Raw genomic sequence first — 16,960 nt, forward strand, 5'->3', positions numbered from 1 at the left:
CGGGGGGGGGGGGGGGGGCCCCGGGCGGTGCCTTCGCCTTCGATCAGCGCGATCAGCGCGCCGACCTCGACGGTGTCGCCGACCTTGACGACCTGCTGGCCCATCACGCCGGCAACCGGCGAGGGGACTTCCACCGAGACCTTGTCGGTCTCGAGGCTGGCGATCGGCTCATCCGCCTTCACGGGATCGCCGGGATTCTTGAGCCATTCGCCCAGGGTAGCTTCGGTAATCGATTCACCCAGGACGGGGACGTTGACGTCGGTAGCCATTCTCAACCTTTCCGGGTTCGGCGGATTTCTTGACGGACATTATGGCCGAGCGCGTCGGCGACGAGTGCGCCCTGCTCGGCCTGGTGGCGCTTCATCAGGCCGGTGGCGGGCGATGCCGCCGCGGCCCGGCCGGCATAGCGCGGGCGCTGCGGGCGGGTGCCCGCCTCGACCATGCAAGCCTCGATGAACGGTTCGACGAAGAACCAATAGCCGTTGTTGCGCGGCTCTTCCTGCGCCCACACCACCTCTTCGAGATTGGTCATGCGCGCCAGGCGTTCGACCAGCGGCTCGCCGGGGAAGGGATAGAGCTGCTCGATGCGGACGATCGCGGTGTTCTTGTCGCCGGCCGCGTCGCGGGCCTCGATCAGGTCATAGGCCACCTTGCCGGTGCAGAGCACCAGCCGCTTCACGTCCGCATCGGCCGGGGCCGAGGGATCGGAGAGGATGCGCTTGAAGTGGCTGTCGCCCAGGAAGTCCTCGGTCTTCGACACCGCGAGCTTGTGGCGCAGCAGCGACTTGGGGGTCATCTGCACCAGCGGCTTGCGGAAGTTGCGGTGCATCTGGCGGCGCAGCAGGTGGAAATAATTCGCCGGCGTCGTGATGTTGACGACCTGCATATTGTCCTGCGCGCAGAGCTGGAGGAAGCGCTCGGGACGTGCCGAGCTGTGCTCCGGCCCCTGCCCTTCGTAACCGTGGGGCAGCAGCATCACCAGGCCGTTGGCGCGCAGCCACTTGGCCTCGCCCGCCGCGACGAACTGGTCGATCATGATCTGCGCACCGTTGGCGAAATCGCCGAACTGCGCTTCCCACAGCACCAGTGCCTTCGGATCGGCCGAGGCATAGCCATATTCGAAGCCGAGCACGCCATATTCGGAGAGCGGGCTGTCGAGCACTTCGAAGCTGCCATGCGGGATCGTCGTGAGCGGCACATATTTGTGCTCGTCCTTCTGGTCGACCCAGACGGCGTGCCGCTGGCTGAACGTGCCGCGGCCCGAATCCTGGCCGGACAGACGGACGCTATAGCCCTCCGACAGCAGCGCGCCGAAGGCCAGCGCCTCGCCGGTCGCCCAGTCGAAATTCGCGCCGGACTTGAACATCTCGCGCTTGGCGTCGAGCACGCGGGCCAGCGTCTTGTGGATCTCCAGCCCTTCGGGAACGTCGGTCAGCGTGCGGCCGAGGCTGTCGAACAGCTTCTTCTCGATGCCGGTATCGACGCTGCGGCGCGCGGTCTCGGCATCGACGGGAGCGCCCAGGCCCGACCAGCGGCCGGCGAACCAGTCCGCCTTGTTGGGCAGGTACGACTTGCCCGCCTCGAACTCGCCTTCGAGCAGGGTGGTGAACTGGTGCGTCTTCTCGTCGACAAAGCCCTGGTCGATCACGCCTTCGCCGATCAGCCGCCTGGCGTAGAGGTCGCTCACGCCCGGATGCTGCTTGATGCGGGCATACATCAGCGGCTGGGTGAAGCTCGGCTCGTCGCCTTCGTTGTGTCCGAAGCGGCGATAGCACCACATGTCGATCACGACGTCGCGCTTGAACTTCTGGCGGAACTCGATCGCCACCTTGCAGGCGAAGGTGACGGCTTCGGGATCGTCGCCGTTGACGTGGAGGATCGGCGCCTGGACGCCCTTGGCGACATCCGACGGATAGGGCGAGGAGCGCGCGAATTGCGGGCTCGTCGTGAAGCCGATCTGGTTATTGATGACGAAGTGGATGCAGCCGCCGGTATTGTAGCCGCGGATGCCCGAGAAGCCGAGGCATTCCCAGACGATGCCCTGGCCCGCAAACGCCGCATCGCCATGGATGAGGACGGGCAGCACCTGCTCATGCTCGGCGAGATCGCCGCGCAGCGTCTGCAATGCACGCGCCTTGCCCAGGACGACCGGATCGGCCGCTTCCAGGTGCGAGGGATTGGCGACCAGCGACATATGGACGCTGATCCCGTCGAACTCGCGATCGGTGCTGGTGCCGAGGTGATACTTCACGTCGCCCGATCCGGCCACGTCGTCGGGATTGGCCGAGCCGCCGCCGAATTCGTGGAAGATCACGCGGAACGGCTTCGCCATCACGTTGGCGAGCATGTTCAGCCGGCCGCGATGCGCCATGCCGTACACGATCTCGCGCACGCCCATCGAGCCGCCGTACTTGATGATCGATTCCATCGCCGGGATCATCGCTTCGCCGCCGTCGAGGCCGAAGCGCTTGGTGCCGACATATTTCTTGCCGAGGAAGCGCTCCCACTGCTCGGCCTCGATCACCTTGGAGAGGATCGCCTTCTTGCCATCCTTGGTGAACTGGATGACCTTGTCCTTGCCCTCCATCCGGTCCTGGAGGAAGCGGCGCTCCTCCACGTCCGCGATGTGCATATATTCGAGGCCGACATTGCCGCAGTAGTTCGCGCGCAGGATGTCGACGATCTCGCGGACGGTCGCGTAGCTGAGGCCCAGCACGCCGCCGAGATAGATCGGGCGATCGAGATCGGCGCCGACGAACCCGTGATATTCGGGCGTCAGATCCTCGGGCAGGTCGCGGGTGGAAAGGCCCAGCGGATCGAGATTGGCGGCCAGATGCCCGCGCACGCGATAGGTGCGGATGAGCAGCATCGCGCGGATCGAATCGCCGGCGGCCTTGGCGATCACCTCGGCAGCGGGCGCGGCCACGGCGGCCGGGGCGGGGGCCGCGGCTTTGGCCTTGGCCGGCGCCGGCTCCATCTGCGTCGGATCGAGCCCGGCGGTGAGCGCGTCGGTCTCGGTCAGCGGCCAGTTGGCGCGCGCCCAGCTCGGGCCGCTCGCGGTGTTCTCCAGTCCTTCGAACCAGCCGCGCCAGCCCGCCTCGATCGAGGTGGGATCCGCCTTGTAGCGGCGATACAGAGTCTCGACGAAGGCGGGGCTTACGCCGCCTGCGATGTCGTCGAAGTCGAGGCCTTCATAGCCCATGATCTTTGTCCGTTCGTGTTAGCGCTCACATACCCCCACGATATAGGAGCGCAAACGTTGTAGATTAGCCCTTCAGCACTTCGACCAGCGTCGAGCCCAGCTCCGAGGGGCTGGCCGCGACCTTGATGCCCGCTGCTTCCATCGCCGCGATCTTGTCCTCGGCGCCGCCCTGGCCGCCCGAGACGATCGCGCCGGCATGGCCCATGCGGCGGCCCGGAGGCGCCGTGCGGCCGGCGATGAAACCGGCCATCGGCTTCTTGCGGCCGCGCTTCGCCTCGTCGCGCAGGAACTGGGCGGCTTCCTCTTCGGCCGATCCGCCGATCTCGCCGATCATGATGATCGACTGGGTCGCGTCGTCGGCCAGGAACAGCTCCAGCACGTCGATGAAGTTGGTGCCGTTGACCGGATCGCCGCCGATGCCGACCGCAGTGGTCTGGCCGAGGCCGGCATTGGTGGTCTGGAACACGGCCTCATAGGTGAGCGTGCCCGAGCGGCTGACGACGCCGACCGAACCCTTGGAGAAGATGCTGCCCGGCATGATGCCGATCTTGCACTCGCCGGGGGTCAGCACGCCGGGGCAGTTCGGGCCGATCAGCCGCGACTTGGAACCGGAAAGCGCGCGCTTCACCTTCACCATGTCGAGCACCGGAATGCCCTCGGTGATCGTCACGATCAGCGGCACTTCGGCGTCGATCGCCTCCAGGATCGAATCCGCCGCGAAGGGGGGCGGAACATAGATCACCGACGCGGACGCGCCGGTCTTGCTCACCGCCTCGGCGACGGTGTCGAACACCGGCAGGCCGATATGCTCGGTGCCGCCCTTGCCCGGCGTGACGCCGCCGACCATCTGGGTGCCATAGGCGAGCGCCTGCTGCGTGTGGAAAGTTCCGGTCTCACCCGTCATGCCCTGGGTGATGACCTTGGTGTTCTTGTCGACGAGGATGCTCATAGGTTCGATTGACCTTATTGCGGATCAGCGGGAGGGGCGGCGGCGGAGGAGCGCAGGGCGATCCAGCCGCCATAGGTAGCGAGCGTCAAACGGGTCTGGCCCTCGGCGCTCGTCGCGAAGACGAAGCCGTTGGGCTTGGAATCGGGGCGCAGATACATCGGCACGCTGTCTTCTTTCGGCATCACGATCTTGCGTGCTGCCAGATAATCGTCGTCGCCGGCGGACTGCCACAGCACCATGCACGAATCGGCAAGCGGCGCGGCGGGCGTCGCCACGGCGCTGGGCACGATCAGATAGAGCTGGCCGCCGGCGATCTGGAACATGCGGTTGGGCATCATCACGGCATCGGCGATGCCCGCCTTCTGCGCCTCGGCATCGATCGTCGGCACGACCTTGCCCAGCGCGCGGCGCGCCGGATCGGGAAGCACGGAGAAGGCCGCTTCGTTCGCGGTCTTGCGGTTGAGCCGCGCGCCGCCGCCCATGCACACCGCCTTGAACAGCGGCAGCGGTTCCGACGGCACCGACTCGGCAGCATCCTGCGCCGCCGCCGGGGTTGCCCCCAGCAGCAGCGCGAAGGGCGCTGCCGTCAGGCTCAGCCGAGCGATGAGTCGATCGACTTGCATGCCACCAGCAGTTCCTTGACCGCATCGACCGAGGCCGTGAAATTGGCCTTGGCCGTCTCGTTCAGCTCGATCTCGACGATGCGCTCGACGCCGTCCTTGCCGATGACGATCGGCACGCCGACGTACAGGTCGTCGACGCCGTACTGGCCGGTCAGGTGCGCGGCGCAGGGCAGGAGGCGCTTCTTGTCCTTCAGATAGCTCTCGGCCATCGTGATCGCCGAGGTGGCGGGCGCGTAGAAGGCCGAGCCGGTCTTGAGCAGGCCGACGATCTCGCCGCCGCCCGAACGGGTGCGCTGGACGATCGCGTCGATGCGCTCCTGGGTGGACCAGCCCATCTTGATGAGATCGGGGATCGGGATGCCGGCGACGGTGGAATATTCCACCACCGGGACCATCGTGTCGCCGTGCCCGCCGAGCACAAAGGCGGTGACGTCCTCGACCGAGACCTGGAATTCCTCGGCCAGGAAGGTGCGGAAGCGCGCGCTGTCCAGCACGCCGGCCATGCCGACGACCTTCTGGTGGGGAAGCCCCGAGAATTCGCGCAGCGCCCAGACCATCGCGTCGAGCGGGTTGGTGATGCAGATGACGAAGGCGTCGGGCGCATGGGCGGCGATGCCCTCGCCCACGGCCTTCATGACCTTGAGGTTGATGCCCAGCAGGTCGTCGCGGCTCATGCCCGGCTTGCGGGCGATGCCGGCGGTGACGATGCAGACGTCGGCGCCGGCAATGTCCTCGTAGCTGTTCGCGCCGCGCATATTGGCGTCGAAGCCCTCGACCGGGCCGGACTGGGCGATGTCGAGCGCCTTGCCCTGCGGCAGTCCCTCGGCAACGTCGAACAGGACGATGTCGCCCAGTTCCTTCATCGCGGCGAGGTGCGCGAGCGTGCCGCCGATCATGCCGGAGCCGATCAGCGCGATCTTCTTGCGGGCCATGGAATCTCCTTGCTCAATGCCAGGCAAAATGGGGCGCGAAACCTGTATCTGCGCCACCAAAGCGCGGGCGGCTTAGGCCCAATATAGGCCCGCCGCAACCCGAGATTCCGGTTGGGTGGAGATTATCTTTGCAACTAATTCGCAAGTGCAATAAGGGCGCGGGCAAGGAGAGGGTCAGCGCAGGCTGGCGCGATCCTTCTCGAAGACGATGCTCTCGAACCGGCTTAGCACGTCCTGTCCGATCAGCGATACGCCCAGGTCGTCGCTCGCCACGCCGACCCTGACATCCGCAAAACGCCGCCCGGCGATGCGCAGTTCCCCGATCCGCGCATGGGTGATGCGGACCTCGCCGGCGAGCGTGCGGGCGCGGCGCGATCCTTCGGCCTGTTCCTCCAGGCCGAGGCGCGCGGCATCGGAGCGGGTGAGGATGGTCGCGGTCGAGCCGGTATCGATCAGGAAGCGGATCTGCCCCGTATCGGCCTTGGCGGAGAGATAGAACATGCCGTCGGCCGCGCGCTCCACCTGTTGCGATGCGCCGGGAAGCTCGGGCGGCGTTGCGGGGGCGAGGGGGGCGGCGGCGACACGCGCCTGGAGCTCGGTCTCGGACAGGCGCAGCCAATGTCCCATGCCCTGGCCCATCGAGCCCACGGCCTGCACGGCCAGCACCGACGATGCCAGCAGGCCGAGAGAGGAAACAAGGGACGCATTCGCGAGCATGAGGGCATGCTAGGCGAATTTCTTTGCACAAGATTTAAGTCGGCGCCTGGGAAATCCCCTATAAGTCGTTCCCCGAGGCGTAATCGTACTTAACGAATGCTGGCCGGGTTTGCTTAATTTGGCGTTACCGCGGGTTCGGCCGAAGTGCCCATGCGGCGCCTGATGTCGCGGACCCGCAGGCGCTGGGCGATCCAGAAGAGGAAGATGACCAAAGCCCCGGTCGCGAGCTGCACCGATACCGCGAGATAGCGCAGCCGCGACGAGAGCGCGCTGCGATACAGCACATAATAGGGATTGGCGACGTGGATCCCGGCGCCGTTCAGGTACGAGACGGTCGTGCCCGGCAGGCCGTTCCGGACCAATATGCCGAGCCGGGTGTTCGACACGCCGTCATGCGCGAAATGTCCCAATTCGTCGCTGCTGAGCTCGGCGAAGAGCGTGATCTTCTGGCCGTTCGCGAGTTTGGATTCGACCTGGGCGAAGCTGGTGCGGATCAATTCGCCCGGCCAGCGCATCCGGAACAGGATCGCCCGCTTGGGCGCGCTGGCGAACTCGACCTGCGTCACGCCCTCGCGCACCTGGAAGCGATTGGCGACTGCGGACAATTGCTGCGGCGTGCCGCTGTCGCCGGGCAGATCGATGAATATCAGCAGGACCGAGACCAGCGTGGCGACCGCGAGGCCGCCCGCCGCCCAGGCGAGCCAGCGCGCGAGCCCCGCGGCGGCGCGCAGACCGGCGGTGCGTTCCTCGACGATCGGGGGCGGTTCACGGTGGCGCTGGGCGCGTTCGATCAGCTTGACGATCACGATCGGCGGCGCGCCGAACAGGAGCACGAGCCCGCTGAAATTGCCGACCGGCGAATACCAGTCGTAGCGGGCATGCTCCCACTCGGCGAGGGCGGCATAGAGGCCGGTGTACCAGAAGCCTTCCCAGCAGAAATAGCCGAGCACGAGCAGCAGCCAGGCCAGGGCCAGGGGCTTTGCGCGTTTCAGCCATGCGCGATTGCGCTCGGGCTCGAGCGCGCCGTCAGCGGTGGTGGTGGTCATGCGGCCTCGCCGCCGACACCCTCCGTTGCGGCCGGGTTCAATGCCCGCCGGCGCCAGCGGACCAGCCCCCCGACGACGCCGAAGCCCATCAGCCACATCGCCCAGGCGGCGGGCTCGGGAACCGGGCTGACCGGCGGCGTGGGATCGGTCACCGGTACGGTCGGCTCGGTCACCGGCGGGGTGGGGCCGTCGGTAGGCGGCGTCGGCGTATCGGACGGGATGAAGCCCGCGGGGCCCGAACTGGGCGCGAATTGCGACAGCAGCCCCTTGAACGGCGGAAGGGCATCGGAACCGCGGCCCGCGCTCTCTCCTCCGATGCCGGTGCCCGGTGCGGTGGGCGTCGTGGCGGGTGCCGCGACGGCGGCGATCTCGGGCATCGTGCCGGAAGAGGCCGCGCCGTCGCCGGACGGCTGCGGGCCCTCCGCGGCGGGAGCGGGCGCAGCGCCGGAGCCGCGACCGGCCGAATCGAGCAGGCGGCCGATCACGCCCCTTGCGGGGGCGATGCCGCCGGCCACGCCCTTGGGATCCGGCTGGACCAGGGTCGCGAAGGCGCCGTCGCGTCCCTCGCCGATCGCGAATATAGAGCGGCCGTTCAATTGGCTGGCGGCCGTGAGCGACAGGCATGCTGCCAAAAGCGCGACGACCAGGCGATTACGCCTGACTTCCTGTACTGCGATACCCATTTACCCGACCCCCAGCTCATCCGCCAGACAGGCGGTGCCGCTTTGGCACGATTAGCTGCACGTTCCCTGAATTTCAATAGATCGGACGTGTCCGAGTTGCGGCGGACTGTGAGAGGGGAATGGAACTTTTTGACCCGATTTAAGACGGCTCCGCCGATCGGGCGGATTTTTTCGAACCGCCGGGAGGGCGCCGCGGATCGATAGTTGCGATTCTGCCCCTTGGGGCTGCCTTGCCATCGCGCCCGCCACGGCGCTATCCGGTATGGCAATCCGCCAACGCTGCCGCGTCACGAGGTTCGTCCTCGCACCGCGGCGAAGATTGGTGGAATGATAGCGCTGTCAGGGAGGATGGGTGGTGCGTGGTCTGCTGGCGCTCATGGCTTTGCTGTTCGCGGTTCCTGCCCTGGCGCAGGTCGAGCAATCGACGGCGGCGCTGAACGATCCGGCCGCGCCCAGCGTCGCTTCGCCCGACGGCCGCATCGTGGTGACGCTCACCACCGATGGCGACGGGCGCCCGCTCTACAGCGTCAGCCGGGGCGGCAGGCAGGTCGTCGCGCCGTCCGCGCTTGGCTTCCTGTTCACGGATGCGCCCAAGATGCAGCGTAGCTTCAAGGTGGAGAGCCTGGCGTCGAGCAGTGTCGATACCAGCTGGGACCAGCCCTGGGGCGAATGGAAGACGATCCGCGATCGCCACAACGAGCTGCGCGTGCGGCTGAAGGAGGCGACCGCGCTCGGCCGGGTGATGGACATGGTGTTCCGCGTCTTCGATGACGGCGTGGGCTTCCGCTACGAGCTGCCCGACCAGCCCAATCTCAAGACCGCGCATATCGCCGACGAGATGACCGAATTCTCGATCGCCCAGGACGGCGAGGCCTGGTGGATCCCCGGCTCCGAATGGAACCGCGACGAATATCTCTACAACCGGACGCCGATCTCCAGCGTGCCGCTCGCGCATACGCCGCTGACGATGAAGCTGGCCGACGGCACGCATATCGCGATCCATGAGGCGGCGCTGGTCGATTATTCGGGCACCTGGCTCCAGCGGGTCGAGGGGACGCGCTTCAAGACGGTGCTGATCCCGGGCGCGGGGCCCGCGAAGGTGACGCGCGGCACGCCGTTCGTCACGCCGTGGCGGACGATGATCCTGAGCGACGACGCGCCGGGGCTCTATATGTCGCATATCGAGCTCAACCTGAACGCGCCGAACAGGCTGGGCGACGTCGGCTATTTCAAGCCCGGCAAATATGTCGGCGTGTGGTGGGAGATGCACCTCGCCAGATCGGGCTGGGGTTCGAAGCCGGTGCACGGCGCGCGCACCGACAACGTGAAGCGCTATATCGATTTCGCCGCGAAATACGGCTTTCCCGGCGTGCTGGTGGAGGGTTGGAACAGGGGCTGGGACACGGCCTGGCTCGGCGACGGCAAGGGCTTCGACTTCGACGTGCCCACGCCGGATTTCGATGCGAAGTTCCTCGCCGATTATGCGCGGAAGAAGGGCGTCCAGCTCATCGGCCATAACGAGACCGGCGGTTCGGTGAGCCATTATGAGAGCCAGCTTGAGCGGGCGATGCGGTTCGCGCATGCGCATGGCGAGACCGTGGTCAAGACCGGCTATGTCACCGATGCCGGGCAGCTTGAGCGGGTCGGGCCGAACGGCGAGCCGATGCGCGAATGGCATGACGGGCAGTTCGCGTCGAACCACCATCTCCGCGTGCTGCTGATGGCGCACAAGTACAAGGTGGCGATCGATGCGCACGAGCCGATCAAGGACACCGGGCTGCGGCGCACCTATCCGAACTGGATCAGCCGCGAAGGCGCGCGTGGACAGGAATATAATGGCTGGGGGAACCCCAAGAACCTGCCCGATCACGAGGCGAATCTGGTGTTCACGCGGATGCTCGCCGGGCCGATGGACTATACGCCGGGGGTGCTGAGCCTGGTGGGACAGGGCGACACCCCGATCCTGACGACCGAGGCGAAGCAGCTTGCGCTTTATGTGGTGCTCTATTCGCCGGTGCAGATGGCGGCCGACCTGCCCGAGAATTACGAGAAGCACCTGGCCGGCTTCCAGTTCATCCGCGACGTTGCGGTCGACTGGGCGGATACGCGGGTGCTGAACGGCGAGGTGGGCGATTACGTCACGATCGCGCGGAAGGACCGCGCCGGGCCGGACTGGTTCCTGGGCTCGGTCACCGATGAGAATGCGCGGGTGCTGGATGTGAAGCTGGGCTTTCTCGATGCGGGGAAGACCTATGAGGCGCAGATCTATCGCGACGGCGACGATGCCGATTACCGGACCGAGAAGCGGCATTCGCTGGTGGTGGAGAAGCGCCGGGTGACGGCGGGGGATACGCTGGCGATCCGGCTGGCGCCCGGGGGCGGGCAGGCGATCCGGTTTCGGTTGGTGAAGTAAAGGGGAACTCCCTCTCCCCAGCTCTCGCCCCGGAGGGGAGAGGGCGTGCGGGAGTTGCGCTGCTCCTGCACCGCGCTATCACCGCCCCCAGCCAATTAGGGGGAGCGCATGGCCAGCCTGTTCCGTTTGAAGCAGATCGTCGCGGAGCATGAGCGGCCGCCCGAGCACCGGTTGCAGCGCACGCTTTCCTGGCCGCATCTGGTCGCGCTCGGCGTGGGGGCGATCGTGGGCACCGGCATCCTGACGCTGATCGGCGTCGGCGCGGATCGCGCCGGGCCGGCGGTGATCCTGTCCTTCGCGGTGGCGGGTGCGATCTGCGCCTGCGCCGCGCTCGCCTATGCCGAGATGGCGACGATGATCCCGGCCTCGGGCAGCGCCTATACCTATAGCTATGCCGTGCTGGGCGAGATCGTCGCCTGGGTGGTGGGGTGGAGCCTGCTCGCCGAATATACGCTCGTGGTCGCGACGGTGGCGGTCGGCTGGTCGGGCTATGCCAACGGCTTCCTGCTGGGGCTCGGCGTGCATCTCGATCCGGCGCTGGTGCACGGGCCGGTGATGGAGGCGGGGCGGATCGTCTCCTGGGGCGTCAACGTGCCGGCGATGCTCATCGTCGCGCTGGTCGCCGGGCTGCTCTGTTTCGGCACGCGGGAGAGCGCCAATATCAACGCGATGCTGGTGATCGTGAAGATGATCGCGCTCGCCATCTTCGTCGTGGTCGCTTTGCCCTATTTCAACCCCGCCAATCTCGAGCCCTTCGCACCGTTCGGCTTCGCCAAGCATATGAGCGGCGACGGGGTGGAGCGCGGGGTGATGGCGGCGGCGGCGATCATCTTCTTCGCCTTCTACGGCTTCGATGCGATCTCGACCGCGGCGGAGGAGGCCAAGAACCCCGGCCGCGACCTGGCGATCGGCATCGTCGGCTCGATGGTGGTGTGCGTCGTGATCTACATGGTCGTCGCGGTCACCGCGATCGGGGCGCTTTCCTATACGCGCTTCGCCGACAGCCCCGAGCCGCTGGCGTTGATCCTGCGCGAGATTGGCCAGCCGGGCACCGCGACCTTCCTGGCGGCGACGGCGGTGATCGCGCTGCCCACCGTGATCCTCGCGTTCCTCTACGGACAGAGCCGCATCTTCTTCGTGATGGCGCGCGACCGGATGCTGCCGGCGGGGCTCGCCAAGGTCTCGTCGCGGGGGACGCCCGTCCGGATCACGATCTTCACGGCCGGCGTGGTGACGTTCTTCGCGGCCTTCTTCCCGATCGACCAGATCGCGGCGCTCGCCAATGCCGGCACACTCACCGCCTTCGCGGCGGTGGGCATCTGCATGCTGGTGATGCGCCGCCGCGCGCCGGATGCGGTGCGGCCGTTCCGCACCCCGGCGGCGTGGCTGGTCGGGCTCGGGGCGGCGTTGGGCTGCCTCTACCTGTTCATCAGCCTGCCGCACCAGACGCAGATCCTGTTCGGCATCTGGAACCTGTTGGGGCTGGGCCTCTACTTCGCCTATGCGCGGCGAAATGTTGAAAGGGCGAATGCATGAGCGGTTGGACGATCGGGATCATCGGCGGTTCGGGGCTCTATGATGTCGAGGGCATCGAGGGCGGCCAATGGGTGGAGGTCTCGAGCCCCTGGGGCATTCCCTCGGACGAATGCTTCGTGGGCCATGTCGGCCATGTGAAATTGGTGTTCCTGCCGCGCCACGGCCGCGGGCACCGGATCAGCCCGTCCGACCTCAACGTCCGCGCCAATATCGACGTGCTCAAGCGGCTGGGCGTGACCGACGTGCTGGCGGTCTCCTCGGTCGGCGGGCTCACCGAGGAGCGGGCGCCGGGCACCTTCACCATCGCCGACCAGTTCATCGACCGGACCAAGGGGCGCCCATCCTCCTTCTTCGGCGAGGGCATGGTGGCGCATGTCTCGATGGCCGATCCGGTCTGCCCGCGGCTTTCCGCGCTGGTGCGCGACGCGGCGATCGCGGCCGGGGCCGAGGTGCATGACGGCGGCACCTATCTGGCGATGGAGGGACCGCAATTCTCGACCCGCGCCGAGAGTCATCTCTACCGGAGCTGGGGCTGCCACATCATCGGCATGACTGCGATGCCCGAGGCCAAGCTCGCCCGCGAGGCCGAGCTGCCCTATGCGTTGGTCGGCATGGTCACCGATTACGACTGCTGGCGCGAGGGCGAGGAGGCGGTGGACGTCGCCACGGTGATTGCCCAGCTCGGCGCGAATGCCGACAAGGCGCGCAAGATGGTGATGCACCTGCTGCGCAACCTGCCGGAGGAACGGCCGGCGAGCCCAATCGACACCTGCCTGGACTATGCGCTGATTACCGCGCCGCATGCCCGCGATCCGCACCTGCTCGCCAAGCTCGATGCCGTCGCCGGCCGGGCGCTCAACAAATGAGGATGCCCATGTTCAAGCTCATGCCCTTCGCGGCGCTGGCGCTGGTCTGCGCCGCCGGGACCGCAGTCGCGCAGGATGCGCCGGCCGAGGATCATTCGCAGGATGCCGCCTGGCACAACCGCCAGATGCTCGCGCTGGCCAGCCTCAAGCCGAGCGACGGCTGGCGCTCGCTCCAGGGCGGGTTGCGCTGGCGCCGCATCAAGGGCGACGGTTCGGGCCGGCACCCGACGCTCGCCGACCAGGTGACGATCCATTATGCCGGCAGCTTCATCGACGGGACCGAGTTCGACAGCTCCTATGGCGGCGAGCCGGCGACCTTTCCGCTCGGGCGGCTGGTGGAGGCGTGGCAGATCGCCGTGCCGCTGATGGGCGTGGGCGATACGGTGGAGATCGCGGTGCCGGCCGAGCTGGGCTACGGCACGCAGGGCAAGGGGCCGATCCCGGGCGATGCGACGCTGATGTTCAAGATCGAGCTGCTGGGGATCGCGGAGTAGGGCGGGGCGTTCCGGCCTGCCGGTTGACTCATTTGACTCCATACGCGTGTGGGGTTGCCACGCGGCGCGCGCGTTCTTGTAGGGCCTCGACGATGAGAAAGAGCTGGCCCTGTGGTCGGCTCTCGAATCCTACATTGCAAGGGTGGCGTCGGGGTATTCCGCCAATCCTCTGCTCCGTCACCCCGGCCGAAGTGCCGGGGTCCACCGGGATGCTGGGAGAGCCGCTGGAGGCGTGAGGGGCTCGCTTGCGGAGGAGTGGACCCCGGCACTTCGGCCGGGGTGACGAAGGGGGGTAGGGCCGCCTTCCCTTGCGTGAATAAAGGCCCGATCCAGGAGTCACGGGCGATACGGCAGAGAAACCCTGGATCCCGGCCTTCGCCGGGATGACGGTGGGGGCGAGGTTCCCCGACCTCGAATGTCGATCGGCCTTCGGAAACGAAAGCGGCCCCGCTCCACAGGGGAGCGGGGCCGCTTCTTGTGTCCTGCAAAGCGCCGGTCAGGCGGCGAGCTTGCGCAGCACGTAGTGGAGGATGCCGCCGTTGAGGAAATATTCCAGCTCGTTGACGGTATCGATCCGGCAGCGGGTCTGGAAGGTCTCGACCTTGCCGTCGGCGCGAGTGAGGGTGACTTCGACGTCCTGGCGCGGGCGGAGACCCGCGACGCCGGTGATCGTGAAGGTCTCCGTGCCGTCGAGCTTCAGCGTCTCGCGGGTTACGCCTTCGGCGAACTGCAGCGGCAGGATGCCCATGCCGACCAGGTTCGAGCGGTGGATGCGCTCGAAGCTCTCGGTGATGACGGCGCGGACGCCCAGCAGGTTGGTGCCTTTGGCCGCCCAGTCGCGCGACGAGCCGGTGCCATATTCCTTGCCGGCGACGACCACCAGCGGCGTGCCGTCCGCCTTGTGGCGCATCGCGGCGTCGTAGATCGGCATCACCTGGTCGCCGTACTTGGTCATGCCGCCTTCGACGCCCGGCACCATCTCGTTCTTGATGCGGATATTGGCGAAGGTGCCGCGAACCATCACTTCATCATTGCCGCGGCGGGCGCCGTAGCTGTTGAAGTCCTTCTTCGCGACCTGATGCTCCTGCAGGAACGTGCCCGCGGGGCTGTCCGCCTTGATCGAGCCGGCGGGGGAGATGTGATCGGTGGTGATCGAATCGCCCAGGATCGCCAGCGGCTTGGCCTCGACGATGTCCTGCACCGGGGCCGGGGTCATCGCCATGCCCTCGAAATAGGGGGGATTGTGGATGTAGGTGGAGGCGGCCGGCCAGCGATAGGTGTCCGAGCCCTCGACGGTGATGCCGCTCCAGTGGCTGTCGCCGGCATAGACGTTGCCGTAGCGCGCGCGGAACATCTGGTCGTCGATGTTGGCGGCGATGAGATCGGCGACTTCGAGATTGGTCGGCCAGATGTCCTTGAGGAACACGGGGCCGTCGGTGCCCTCGCCGATCGGGGTCTCGTACATGTCCTCGGTGACGGTGCCCTTCAGCGCATAGGCGACGACGAGCGGCGGCGAGGCTAGGAAATTGGCGCGCACGTCCGGCGAGACGCGGCCCTCGAAGTTGCGGTTGCCCGACAGGACCGAGGCGGCGACGATGTCGTTGCCGTTGATCGCCGCCGAGATCGGCTCGGCGAGCGGGCCGGAATTGCCGATGCAGGTGGTGCAGCCATAGCCGACCAGGTTGAAGCCGATCGCGTCGAGATCCTCGGACAGGCCGGCCTTGTTCAGATAGTCGGTCACGACCTGCGAGCCGGGGGCGAGCGAGGTCTTCACCCAGGGCTTGCGCGTCAGGCCGAGCGCACGCGCCTTGCGCGCCACCAGGCCGGCGGCGATCAGCACCGAGGGGTTGGACGTGTTGGTGCAGCTCGTGATCGCGGCGATGACGACGTCGCCGTCGCCGATGTCATGGCTTGCGCCTTCCACGGCGACGCGCGCCGGATGGTCCTTGTGATAGACCTTGACCAGATCGGCGTTGAACACTTCGTCCACCGCATCGAGGCCGACGCGGTCCTGCGGGCGCTTGGGGCCGGCGAGCGACGGGCGGACGCTCGACATGTCGAGCTCGAGCGCGTCGGTGAAGATCGGCTCGGCGGCATCGGCATCGTGCCACATGCCCTGCGCCTTGGCATAGGCTTCGACCAGCGCGACGGTCTCGTCCGGGCGGCCGGTGAGGCGCATGTAATCGAGCGTCTTCTCGTCGATCGGGAAGAAGCCGCAGGTCGCGCCATATTCGGGCGCCATGTTGGCGATCGTCGCGCGGTCGGCGAGCGTCATCGAATGGAGGCCGGGGCCGTAGAACTCGACGAAGCGGCCGACAACGCCCTTGGCGCGCAGCATCTGGGTGACGGTGAGCACCAGATCGGTGGCGGTGATGCCCTCGGCCAGCGCGCCGGTGAGCTTGAAGCCGACGACCTCGGGGATCAGCATCGACACCGGCTGGCCGAGCATCGCGGCCTCCGCCTCGATGCCGCCCACGCCCCAGCCGAGCACGCCGAGGCCGTTGACCATCGTCGTGTGGCTGTCGGTGCCGACCAGCGTATCGGGATAGGCGACCGTCTCGCCGTCCGCGTCCTTCGACGACCAGACCGACTGGGCGATATATTCGAGGTTCACCTGGTGGCAGATGCCGGTGCCCGGCGGAACCACCTGGAAATTGTCGAGCGCCTTCGAGCCCCATTTCAGGAACTCGTAGCGCTCCAGGTTGCGCTCATATTCGAGCGCGACATTGTCCTCGAACGCCTTGGGCGTGCCGAACTCGTCGACCATCACCGAGTGATCGATGACGAGATGGACGGGAACCTGCGGATTGATCTTGGCCGCATCGCCGCCGAGCTTGGTGATCGCGTCGCGCATCGCCGCCAGATCGACCACGCAGGGAACGCCGGTGAAATCCTGCATCAGCACGCGGGCGGGGCGATACTGGATCTCGCGGTTCGAGCGGGCGTCCTTCTGCCAGTCGACGATCGCCTGGGCATCGTCCTTCGTGACGGTCACGCCGTCCTCGAAGCGGAGCATGTTCTCCAGCAGCACCTTCATCGAGAAGGGCAGGCGGGAGATGTCGCCGAGCTTCTTCGCCGCCTTGGGGAGCGAATAATAGCTGTAGGTGGCGGTGCCGACGCTGAGCGTGTCGCGAGTGCCGAGGCTGTCCTTGCCGATTGCGGTCATGGGGCGCGGGTTCCTTCCCTGTCTTGCCGATCCGGGCGCTCGGGGGACGCGGCCGTCAGGGTCGCGCGGGCGCACCGGAATATTGCGAATGCGAAGATTCGCTGGCGCCTTAGCGCAGCGTTGGTGTGGGGGGAAGGGGCGCGGACGGAAAGGCGCGCGATTGCATTTCCCGGCCGTTACGGGTGCGCCCGTCGGAATCGGCGGATCGTTCGCGACATGCTTTTGCCCCACTATCGCCCGATCCGGGGAGGCGTATAAAAGCGCGCGCGCAGTTTCCGCGCCCGCGCCAGTTCCTAGGGTTCCAGACAGCCTCCCGATGCAGCCGACGACTTC

13 protein-coding genes are annotated in these 16,960 nt (G+C 67.0%); 4 read left to right on the plus strand and 9 right to left on the minus strand.

What is annotated here, in order from left to right:
* The 8 genes from HB724_RS13390 to HB724_RS13425 form a co-directional block, all read right to left on the minus strand.
* Positions 1-269, minus strand: a 269-nt coding sequence (locus tag HB724_RS13390; protein ID WP_346344727.1) for a biotin/lipoyl-containing protein, incomplete at its 3' end; no start/stop codon positions are given.
* Positions 270-271: 2 nt separating this feature from the next.
* A complete protein-coding gene (locus HB724_RS13395; protein ID WP_213981445.1) occupies positions 272-3,202 on the minus strand; it encodes a 2-oxoglutarate dehydrogenase E1 component in 2,931 nt (976 codons plus the stop codon).
* A gap of 64 nt (positions 3,203-3,266) precedes the next feature.
* A complete protein-coding gene (gene sucD, locus HB724_RS13400; RefSeq protein WP_213981446.1) occupies positions 3,267-4,151 on the minus strand; it encodes a succinate--CoA ligase subunit alpha in 885 nt (294 codons plus the stop codon).
* Between the two features lie 14 nt (positions 4,152-4,165).
* Entirely contained in the window at positions 4,166-4,774 is a 609-nt protein-coding gene (locus tag HB724_RS13405) for a hypothetical protein (protein WP_213981447.1), read from the minus strand.
* Positions 4,744-5,706, minus strand: a complete 963-nt coding sequence (gene mdh, locus HB724_RS13410) for a malate dehydrogenase (protein WP_213981448.1) — start codon at positions 5,704-5,706, stop codon at positions 4,744-4,746. The genes HB724_RS13405 and mdh overlap by 31 nt, the downstream gene beginning before the upstream one ends.
* A gap of 174 nt (positions 5,707-5,880) precedes the next feature.
* Complete coding sequence (locus HB724_RS13415; protein ID WP_213981449.1) at positions 5,881-6,423, minus strand: retropepsin-like aspartic protease; 543 nt, start codon at positions 6,421-6,423, stop codon at positions 5,881-5,883.
* 113 nt (positions 6,424-6,536) lie between these two features.
* Positions 6,537-7,469, minus strand: coding sequence for a hypothetical protein (locus tag HB724_RS13420; protein WP_213981450.1), 933 nt, complete (start codon positions 7,467-7,469; stop codon positions 6,537-6,539).
* Positions 7,466-8,152 (minus strand): PEP-CTERM sorting domain-containing protein, encoded by a 687-nt coding sequence (locus tag HB724_RS13425; RefSeq protein ID WP_213981451.1) that lies wholly within the window; start codon positions 8,150-8,152, stop codon positions 7,466-7,468. The genes HB724_RS13420 and HB724_RS13425 overlap by 4 nt, the downstream gene beginning before the upstream one ends.
* A gap of 376 nt (positions 8,153-8,528) precedes the next feature.
* Between HB724_RS13425 and HB724_RS13430 the strand changes: the two genes are divergently transcribed.
* From HB724_RS13430 to HB724_RS13445, 4 genes are all read left to right on the plus strand, one after another.
* Positions 8,529-10,565: a glycoside hydrolase family 97 protein gene (locus HB724_RS13430; protein WP_213981488.1), complete on the plus strand. Its 2,037-nt coding sequence runs from the start codon at positions 8,529-8,531 to the stop codon at positions 10,563-10,565.
* A gap of 108 nt (positions 10,566-10,673) precedes the next feature.
* Positions 10,674-12,101: an amino acid permease gene (locus HB724_RS13435; protein WP_213981452.1), complete on the plus strand. Its 1,428-nt coding sequence runs from the start codon at positions 10,674-10,676 to the stop codon at positions 12,099-12,101.
* The gene (locus HB724_RS13440) at positions 12,098-12,967 is read left to right on the plus strand and encodes an S-methyl-5'-thioadenosine phosphorylase (protein ID WP_213981453.1); all 870 of its coding nucleotides are present in this window, start codon (positions 12,098-12,100) and stop codon (positions 12,965-12,967) included. Before HB724_RS13435 ends, HB724_RS13440 begins: the two co-directional genes overlap by 4 nt.
* Before the next feature lie 8 nt (positions 12,968-12,975).
* Positions 12,976-13,461, plus strand: coding sequence for an FKBP-type peptidyl-prolyl cis-trans isomerase (locus tag HB724_RS13445; protein ID WP_213981454.1), 486 nt, complete (start codon positions 12,976-12,978; stop codon positions 13,459-13,461).
* A gap of 496 nt (positions 13,462-13,957) precedes the next feature.
* On the opposite strand, the gene acnA is transcribed toward HB724_RS13445, so the two are convergent.
* Positions 13,958-16,627, minus strand: coding sequence for an aconitate hydratase AcnA (acnA, locus tag HB724_RS13450; protein WP_213981455.1), 2,670 nt, complete (start codon positions 16,625-16,627; stop codon positions 13,958-13,960).
* Positions 16,628-16,960: the final 333 nt, after the last annotated feature.

Origin of the sequence: Sphingomonas sp. dw_22 (genome assembly GCF_018449795.1) — a bacterium.
GTDB lineage: Bacteria > Pseudomonadota > Alphaproteobacteria > Sphingomonadales > Sphingomonadaceae > Sphingomonas.